At 35.5% G+C, this 9,509-nt stretch carries 10 protein-coding genes; all 10 read right to left on the bottom strand.

Annotation, left to right across the window (positions count from 1 at the left end; genetic code table 11):
• Positions 1-926 precede the first annotated feature (926 nt).
• Positions 927-1,316, bottom strand: coding sequence for a hypothetical protein (locus tag CSUIS19073_RS07770; protein ID WP_086237951.1), 390 nt, complete (start codon positions 1,314-1,316; stop codon positions 927-929).
• A complete protein-coding gene (locus CSUIS19073_RS07765) occupies positions 1,303-1,890 on the bottom strand; it encodes a hypothetical protein (RefSeq protein ID WP_086237952.1) in 588 nt (195 codons plus the stop codon). Before CSUIS19073_RS07765 ends, CSUIS19073_RS07770 begins: the two co-directional genes overlap by 14 nt.
• Before the next feature lie 105 nt (positions 1,891-1,995).
• Entirely contained in the window at positions 1,996-3,507 is a 1,512-nt protein-coding gene (locus CSUIS19073_RS07760) for a 2-isopropylmalate synthase (protein WP_086237953.1), read from the bottom strand.
• Between the two features lie 127 nt (positions 3,508-3,634).
• A complete protein-coding gene (gene pssA / locus CSUIS19073_RS07755) occupies positions 3,635-4,363 on the bottom strand; it encodes a CDP-diacylglycerol--serine O-phosphatidyltransferase (RefSeq protein WP_086242278.1) in 729 nt (242 codons plus the stop codon).
• Entirely contained in the window at positions 4,356-4,967 is a 612-nt protein-coding gene (locus CSUIS19073_RS07750) for a phosphatidylserine decarboxylase (protein WP_086242279.1), read from the bottom strand. The genes pssA and CSUIS19073_RS07750 overlap by 8 nt, the downstream gene beginning before the upstream one ends.
• A gap of 5 nt (positions 4,968-4,972) precedes the next feature.
• On the bottom strand, positions 4,973-6,889 hold the full coding sequence (ftsH, locus tag CSUIS19073_RS07745; protein ID WP_086242280.1) for an ATP-dependent zinc metalloprotease FtsH: 1,917 nt from the start codon (positions 6,887-6,889) through the stop codon (positions 4,973-4,975).
• A complete protein-coding gene (locus CSUIS19073_RS07740) occupies positions 6,889-7,701 on the bottom strand; it encodes a 50S ribosomal protein L11 methyltransferase (protein ID WP_086237957.1) in 813 nt (270 codons plus the stop codon). Before CSUIS19073_RS07740 ends, ftsH begins: the two co-directional genes overlap by 1 nt.
• On the bottom strand, positions 7,701-8,066 hold the full coding sequence (locus CSUIS19073_RS07735) for a chemotaxis response regulator CheY (protein ID WP_086237958.1): 366 nt from the start codon (positions 8,064-8,066) through the stop codon (positions 7,701-7,703). The genes CSUIS19073_RS07740 and CSUIS19073_RS07735 overlap by 1 nt, the downstream gene beginning before the upstream one ends.
• A gap of 64 nt (positions 8,067-8,130) precedes the next feature.
• Entirely contained in the window at positions 8,131-8,841 is a 711-nt protein-coding gene (hisA, locus tag CSUIS19073_RS07730; protein WP_086237959.1) for a 1-(5-phosphoribosyl)-5-[(5-phosphoribosylamino)methylideneamino]imidazole-4-carboxamide isomerase, read from the bottom strand.
• On the bottom strand, positions 8,841-9,452 hold the full coding sequence (gene hisH / locus CSUIS19073_RS07725; RefSeq protein ID WP_086237960.1) for an imidazole glycerol phosphate synthase subunit HisH: 612 nt from the start codon (positions 9,450-9,452) through the stop codon (positions 8,841-8,843). Before hisH ends, hisA begins: the two co-directional genes overlap by 1 nt.
• Between the last annotated feature and the right edge of the window lie 57 nt (positions 9,453-9,509).

Here is a 9,509-nt window from a genome sequence, read left to right as displayed (position 1 = left end):
GGAAGGTGAATTTTATTTTAAGTTGGGAGTTTGATTAAAAGCATTACTAATAGTGATGAAAAATAAAATAGTAAAAATCATCAAGCGATAGCTTGACAACCTTGAAAGGCTTTTTCAAGGGGTTGAGGGTTGTTAAGGGGGAAGGGGTAGCGACTGCCAAAAAAGCGTCCCCCTTCCCCCTTAAAAGAAAAAGAATTTCTTTGCGATAAAAGATTTTTTAAATTCTTTTCTTTAAGGGACAGGGGAAACTAAAATTTGAAAGCCAAAACAGTTTCCCCTATCCATTTTTAACTTCGCAGGTCAGCAAAGCCGACCTTTGCGACAAGGAGCTACACTCCCTTGACTCACCTAAAGCCCCCCACAAGTGGGGTACCCCATTTATGGGGACTTTAGTATTTGCTACTTTAGCACGGACTTTGTTCGTGCGTTAAAAGTAGGTAAAAATGGGTTCCCCTATCCCTTAAAAATCAGAGCCCCTTCCCAGTTTGGCTTTTTTATTTTATAAAAGCTGAGCGTTAGCTCAGATTTTAATAGGGTCACCCTACGGAGTAGGGACTTTAGGGGTTTCCAAAGGCTCCCCTTTGGTCGAAAAGACTAGCTTGGCTAGTCTGCGAAGTTAAAAATAGGGACTTTCTCAAAGAGAGTGCAAAGCACAAGAATGAAGGGTCAATGGTTGCATTTTAAATTTTCGCCAATGGATTAGTAAAAATTCCGTGTAAGAAGTGGAGCGAAATTTTATTATGAAATTATGATTATTCAATTTAACCGTAGGCCAAAAAATATGGTGAATTATAATAAAGCGAAGTGGCTAAAAAGAAAAATAGTAAAATTTAGCCTTGTTTAGCCAAATTTTATATACAAAGCTAGTATTTATATATATCTTATATATCTGTATAAAAAGCGTAAATAAATTTCTTATTATGATATTAAAACTCTATGCTTTCGGCTACTGGAATTTTATCTGCTGTGAGATTTTTCTTGCTGCGATGGTAATTTTTGATTATGGCTGGCTCTTTTATGCTTTCATAGCCTTGGATTAAAATAGCAAAATAATCAAATTTAGCTCCATTTAATCTCGCATAAACTAAATCCCCTACATTGCAAGGTTTCGTGCTAAATCCTTGTGCTGATGAGAGCTTACCATTGCTTGTATCAGTTGATGTGATGGTATAGACATAGCCACCATTTACCTTACTAATGGAGGTTATAGTGCCTTTTATATAGTTATTTTTAACTAATTCTTGTGTGCTTTTAGTAGCTACGCACCCAGCCACTAAAAGCGTAAAAATAATCAAAAATACACTACGCAGTAACATTGATAGCATTACCGCTAAGCTCCATAATAGCTTGATTTAATCTATCTAGCGTTTTTCCCATTGTTTGTTGCGATATATCTGGCAAGGATTGTCCCCATAGGGCTTCAGCTTGAGAAAAGCCATTTTTGACCCCTTCTAGACCGCTTCTTAGCTTCTCTACATCGCCACCAGCTCCATTTATGACAAAATCAGCTATGCGATTTGCGGTATTATTAATACCAAAGTATTCATTATCACTTATTAGATTACTTGCTTCTTGCGAGCTTAGATCGCCAATTGGTTTGCCATTGTAGCCAGTGATATTTATATTTTGGTTTAATAGATCTTTTAATCCTTGAGTGAAATCGCTTGCGCTACTACCCTGATTAGTAAAGCTAAGGCTAGTAAGACCTATTTGCATATTAAAATTGCCATTTGAATAATCAAGAGTTTGCTGCATAAACTGCATATAATAGCCTCTTGTTAGCTCGTTTGCATTTACTTTGCTTGCAGACTCTTTGATTTTATCGATATTGGTTTGGGAATTTGGATTGATACTTAGAAAATCTAAGCTATTTGTGTTATTTACTTGCATTTTATCTCCTTTATCCATATATCGGATTTTTTAAAAAAATATTTTGACCTTATGAGTGTAAAATGTGCTAAGCAAATTTGGCTATAAATAGCCAAATTCATATTATTATTTTTTCATACTTAAATAGCTATTTAACGCACTTACATATGCTTTTGCACTTGCCATCATAGTATCTATATCAAGCCCATGCCCGATAAATGGAGGCTCACTAGAGCCAAATGCCACTTTAACCGTAACTTTCGCAAGAGCGTCTTTGCCCTGTGATACTGCTGAGACCTTATAATCTTTTAACTCACCAGCAACCTTGCTAATTCTATCTATCACTTTAAATATCGCATCGGCTGTGCCATTGCCAAGAGCTGCATCACTGATAATATCATCATTAAATTTAATACTAATTGCCGCACTTGCGTGGCCTAAATTACAAGAGTTGGTGCTTAAGGCCTCAATAGTATAAATTTCAGGAATTTTAATAATCTCATCGCTTACAAGCGCTCTAATATCATCATCAAAAATCTCTTTTTTCTTATCGCAAAGTATTTTAAATTTACCAAAAGCTTCATTAATCTCATCATCATCAAGATCAAAACCCAAATTTATAAGCTTATCTTTAAAAGCGTGTCTGCCACTATGCTTACCTAAAACTAAAGTATTTCTCTTAGCACCTATATCTTCAGCTTTGATTATTTCATATGTTTGAGCACATTTTAACATACCATCTTGATGAATGCCACTTTCGTGAGCAAAGGCGTTTTTACCTACAATTGCCTTATTTGGCTGAGGCTCAATACCAGTGATACTAGCTACTAGGCGACTTGTAGGGTAGATCTCTTTTGTAACAATATCAGTATATAATCCACTAAATTCATCGCTTCTTGTTTTAATCGCCATAACGATCTCTTCTAAAGCAGCATTACCTGCTCTCTCTCCAAGTCCATTTATGGTGCATTCCACCTGTCTAGCTCCAGCTTTTATACTTGCTAAAGTATTTGCTACAGCTAGGCCAAGATCGTTGTGATTATGAACTGAGATAATAGCTCTATTGCCGATATATTCACTCATGATTCTAACCATATCAGCTATCTCATAAGGCAATCTAAAACCCACCGTATCAGGTAAATTTAAGGTTCTAGCTCCAGCATTTACCACCGCATCGCAAATCTCTTTTAAGAATGATATATCGCTTCTTCCAGCATCTTCACAGCTAAATTCAACATCATCTACAAAGCTTTTAGCGTATTTAACCGCTTCAACTGCTCTTTTGATAACTTCATCTGGCTTCATTTTAAGCTTGTGTTCCATATGGATTGGGCTAGTGGCTATAAATGTGTGAATTCTTTTATTTTTAGCCGGTGCAATGGCATCTGCAGCCGCCTTAATATCGCGCTCAAGAGCTCTTGAAAGGCTAGCTACCTTAATATTTTCTACCTGTTTAGCAATCTGATTAATCGCATCAAAATCCCCAGGACTAGCAGCGGCAAATCCAGCCTCCATAACATTAACCCCAAGACGCTCCAACTGAAGTGCTATTTGAATTTTCTCTTCAGTATTCATAGATGCACCAGGGCTTTGCTCACCATCTCTTAAAGTCGTATCAAAAATTATAATCTTATCCATTTTATTATCCTTAAATTTAAAATATTTTATAGCGTATTACGCATGAATTTGAATTAAAAAGAGCTACAGAGCAGATTTAACAAAGAGAGTTTATAAATAAATATATAAATTTTTTTACCATTTGCTATCATTTTTGCTCCTTTATCTTTATATTTTTGGCAAAAAACATTGCCCAAATAGCGCGAATTATACCATATATAGTATAAATAGAAATCAAAGCAGTGGCTGATTCTAATGGGTATAAATATAAAAAAGAGAATATAATTACTAATATAACAAGAGCTTTAATGTAATTTGAGCGGCTAAAATCCACTTTTTTAAAGCTTGGATACCTCACATTAGAAACCATCAATATAGAAAGCAGACACATTAAAATAAGAAATGCAAACTCATATCCTTGCATAATCTCATATTTATTATAAATTCCAATCCAAAATCCAGCCACTATAGCAGCAGTTGGAATAGGCAAACCGATAAATATATTTGGCTCATTTTCATTGGTTGTAATATTAAATCTAGCTAGTCTAATCGCACCAAATACCACAAACATCGCCGTAATAAGCGAGCCAAATCTACCAAATTCATCTGCAATACTAAAATAAAATAGCATAGCAGGAGCCACTCCAAAAGCCACTAAATCAGCCAAACTATCAAATTCTACCCCAAATTTAGAAGTAGTTTTTGTAAGTCTTGCCACTCTACCATCTAAACCATCAAGCACAAGTGAGACTACAATATAAAAAATAGCCTTACCAAACTCACCATTTGCACTTGCTAAAATACTAATAATACCAGTAAATGCACTACCGGCTGTAAATAAATTTGGAAGTATGTATATAAATTTATTATTATTCATCTATATAACCTATCACATTACAAGCTTTAATTTTATCCCCTTTGGAATAAGATATTCTCGTATTTAACGGCATTAAAACTGCGACTTTGCCATCTTTTAAAAAACCAATTCTACGACCAGATTTCATATGAGTGAAATTTTCTAAATATATTTTAGAGCTAAACGCTGAAGTGCTAATACGGATTATAATATCCTCTTTTTTTGACATTATAGTAACTCGGTTACTAAGTAAATTTAGATTTGAATCGCTACTATGTATATTAAGACCGCTTCGTTTTTTGATAATCAACTCATCAACATCGCAAACGGCACGCAAAACCCCAGAATCAAAAATTCTATTGCGAATCACAATTTGGCTATAGCTTTGTCCATTATAATTACACTTTGTTATACTCTCTACAATCCCATCAATTGGTGATAAAATAGCCTTTGCTTCTTCACTTTGTGGTAGTCTCTCAGGGTTTCTATATACCCATAAAGTAGCAATAAATAAAGCAGCAAAAAGCCAAAACCAAAAATCAAAAACCCAAGATAGTATAAAAATTAATCCCGATATTAAAACGCATTTATAGCCATATTTGCTTATAATTCCTAGATTATCCATCTATTTTAATTCTCTTTTGCCTTTTTAATATCTGAATTCTCATCTTCGATATCAACCAAACGAGTAGGCAATCCATTAGCCTCTTCAAACTCCCTAATAATTGCCCTTACCTTAGCTCCTTCTATAGTCTCTTCTTCATATAAAGACTCTACCATCTTCTCTATAGCACCACGATATAGCTCAAGTGTAGCTACAACTGCTTCAAATCTCTCATTTAAGAAATTTTTTACAAATTCATCTAATTTTTTTGCCATATCATCACTATAATCTTTTAAGGTTTGACCACCATTTAAGAATACATTTCTTTGCTTTTCAAGCACCATAAGCCCTGCTACATCAGTCATTCCATACATTGAAACCATAGCTTTAATAATATCAGTAGCACGCTCAAGGTCGTTACTAGCACCTGTGCTAATCTCTTTGATAAATACTTGCTCTGCTGCCCTACCACCTAAGAGAACATCAACTTTTGCTATAAGCTCATGCTTTTGCATTAAAAATTTATTCTCTTCTGGGGCATTTAGAGTATAGCCCAAAGCTGCTATCCCCCTTGGGATAACTGAAACCTTAGTAACCTTATCAGCACCTTTAGTAGTTTCAGCTATAAGGGCATGTCCGCACTCGTGATATGTAACTATCTTTTTCTCTTTTGGATTTATTCGGCGAGATTTTTTCTCAAGCCCTGCAATAGCTCTCTCAACCGCTTCAACCAAATCTTGTTGGTCAATCTTAGCCTTATTAGAACGACCAGCCAAAAGAGCAGCTTCATTTATAATATTAGCTAAATCCGCCCCAGCAAGCCCAGCAGTCAAACGACCAATCTCATCCATATTGACATCATTTGAGAGTTTAACCTCTTTACTATGCACCTTTAATATATCCACACGACCTTTAAAATCAGGTTTATCAACCAAAACTTGGCGATCAAATCTACCTGGTCTTAAAAGTGCCGCATCTAAAACCTCTGGGCGGTTAGTCGCTGCTAGGACAATTACCGGACTTTTATCACTATCAAAGCCATCCATTTCAGCCAAAAGCTGATTTAAAGTCTGCTCTCTCTCATCATTGCCGCCCATCATAGATCCAGCGGCTCTACTTTTACCAATGGCGTCAATCTCATCGATAAAGACAATAGCTGGGGCTTCTTTTTTAGCATTTTCAAAAAGATCTCTAACCCTACTTGCACCAACGCCAACAAACATCTCTATAAAGCTAGATCCTGAAACTGAAAAAAATGGCACTTCAGCTTCACCGGCCACAGCTTTAGCAAGTAAGGTTTTACCAGTTCCTGGAGGCCCTACTAATAATACCCCTTTTGGTATCTTAGCCCCAAGGCGGATATATCGCTCAGGATTTTTAAGAAAATCTACAATCTCCTTAACCTCATCTTTAGCCTCTTCAACTCCAGCAACATCATCAAATTTAACCTTTGGCTTTTCGCTATTAATTAGCTTTTTACTGCTTCCCATACCCAAAATTCCGCTACCCATATTTTTTTGCATTCTACTAGCAAGAAACATCCAAATAGCAAAAAATATAAACACAGGAATAACCCAAGAAAATAGCATATCGCTTAGCCAATTACTCTCGCTATATGCACCATAACTGATATTATTCTCTTCTAAAAGTGGAACTAAAGTCTGGTCGTTTGCAACCTTTTTAACCACATATGTTTGAGAATTTCCACTTGCTTTGATTGTGGTTTGACCAATCACAACTTCATTTATCTGCTTTGATTTAATGAGTGATTTTAACTCTGAGTAGCTGATATTTTTAGAATTTCCACTAGAAATCCCCATCTCATCAGGGCTTATACTGCGAAATATAAGCACCATCACCACAGCAAAAATCGCAAATACTAAAATAGGATTTTTGTTAAAAAAACTATTATTATTTCCATTTGATTGATTTTTATTTTCCATTATTTTCCTTGATTTTTAAATACAAAGCTCTCCCACTCATTTTGAGTTAAATTTTCCACTAACTCAAATTCACTAAAGGCGTTGATAACTCTGCTTTTATATTTTGTTAGAATTCCAGATAGTATGATAATACCACTATTTTTGACTTTAGATTTTAGGTCATTTGCAAGAAATAGTATAACATCAGCGATAATATTAGCCACCACTAAATCGTAGCATTGGTCGCTATTTATCACTGAGCCAGTCCAGACCTTGTGTATATTTATGCTATTTTTTTGAGCGTTATCAATCGTGCTTTTAACTGCCAATTCATCTGTATCACAGCTATCCACGCTCAAACCTAGCTTTGCCATAGCTATGCTTAAAATACCGCTACCACAGCCTACATCTAAGGCTTCATTATAATCTTTAGCATATTTTGAGATTAGCTTTAGGCATGAATTTGTGCTCTCATGATGCCCTGATCCAAAGGCAAGAGCTGGGTCAATGATAATGTCTATCAACCCATCTTTTGGCTGCTCCCAACTAGGTCTAATATAAAAATCACCAGCCACGATAGGGGCTACACCCTTTTTATACTCATCAATCCAATCTTTATTATCTTTAAGCTGCAAATCGCTCTTTATATCATACTCAAGGCGATTAGCAAACTCTTCAAGTCCCCATTTAATATCATTTAAATTATCTTCATCTCTAATGATAAAGCCATTATCGATCTCTTCTATACAGGTAAATCCAAATTCAAATACAAGATCTTTTAATAGCTCTATTTGCGAAGATAAGACTTTTAATTCGTAATATTTATCTTTCATTACCCAAGGACATCTTCAAGCTTCTCTTTAAGAACTTGAGGGGTGAATGGCTTGACTATATAGTTATTTACGCCAGCTTTTAACGCTGTGATAACCTCAGCTTTACCACCTTCTGTAGTTACCATTATAATAGGCATATTCTCATATTTTGACTCTGCTCTTACCTTTTTGACAAGCTCCAAACCATTCATTTCAGGCATATTCCAATCAGTAATCAAAACACCAATATCTGGATTTTGGCAAAGTAAATCCCAAGCTTCCACGCCGTGCTCTGCTTGTAATACATCTTTGTGACCAAGTCTTTCTAATGTATTTTTTATAATTCTTCTCATAGTAGAGCTATCATCAACAACTAATAACTTCAATAACTATCCTTTCACAACTTTGGCGGTATTTTATCTAAAATTACTTTTAAAATAACTTTAATAACTAAAAATTATTTCCAAAAATATCATTAAGCCCTATTTTGCCTTCATAATACGCCTTTCCGATTATAACTCCAGATACCCCTTTAGCCTTGCTTGCAGCCTCTAAATCAGATAAATTTGCTACTCCTCCACTTGCGATTGTGGCAATGCCACTAGCCTTTGCGATAGAAGTGGTAAAATCTAAATTTAACCCACAAAGCATACCATCATTATTAATATCAGTAGCTATTATCGCCTCTACTCCAGCATCTGCGTATAATTTAGCTAAATGAGTGGCCTCCATCTTGCTAACTTCAGCCCAGCCTTCAACCGCTACAAAGCCATCTTTAGCATCAATGCCTACAACTATTCTATACTTTTTTGCCATCTCTTTTACAAATTCAGGATTTTTAAGTGCCACTGAGCCTAAGATCAATCTAGTTACACCTGAGCTTAAATAGCTCTTTATACGCTCTTCATTACGAACTCCACCGCCAATTTGTATATTTAAATTCGTCGCACTCACTATCTTTTCTATGGTTTTTAAATTTAACGCATCTCCAGCAAAAGCCCCATCTAAATCTACAATATGTAGCCACTTTGCCCCAGCATCGCTAAATCTCTTAGCTAGCTCCCAAGGCTCATTAGAGTAAATTTTCGCACTATCCATAACCCCCTTTGATAGCCTTACTGCCTTGCCATCTTTTAAATCTATTGCCATATATTTTTCCATTATAGCTCCATAAAATTCTTAATAATTCTTAGCCCATTATCGTGAGATTTCTCAGGATGAGGCTGAAAGCCATAGACATTTTCATACTCTACAGCACTGACAAATTCATATCCATAATCTGTATAAGCTAGTGCAAATTTGCTATCACAAATAGCATGATATGAATGCACAAAATATAGATAAGCACTATCTTTAAGACCTTTTATAATCTTGCTTTGTTTTGTAAATTTAGCCATATTCCAGCCCATATGCGGAACTTTTAATGGCTCTTTAAATTTAGTTTTGTCAAACTCTACAATGCTTCCTTTAATCACACCCAAACCGCTATGCTCGCCAAATTCATAGCTTTTATCAAACAAAAGTTGCATTCCAAGGCATATCCCAAGAAATGGCTTACCACTGGATATAAACTCTAAAATCGCACTATCTAAGCCACGAGATTTTAGCTCTTCCATCGCCTTGCCAAAAGCACCAACTCCAGGTAAAAGAAGTCTATCATACTCCTTTAAACGATCAGCATCGCTAACTAGCTCACTCTTAGCACCTACAAACTCAAGCGCATTTTGCACACTTCTAATATTCCCAGCACCATAATCAATAATCCCTATCAATACTACTCCTTCTTAAAACAAACAAATAGCAACTAAGCGCAATCATCAAAAATCCAA

This window comes from Campylobacter sp. RM19073, assembly GCF_024723495.1.
Classification (GTDB): domain Bacteria; phylum Campylobacterota; class Campylobacteria; order Campylobacterales; family Campylobacteraceae; genus Campylobacter; species Campylobacter porcelli.
The sequence above is the reverse complement of the archived record's forward strand: the minus strand, read 5'-3'. Positions and strand labels throughout refer to the sequence as shown.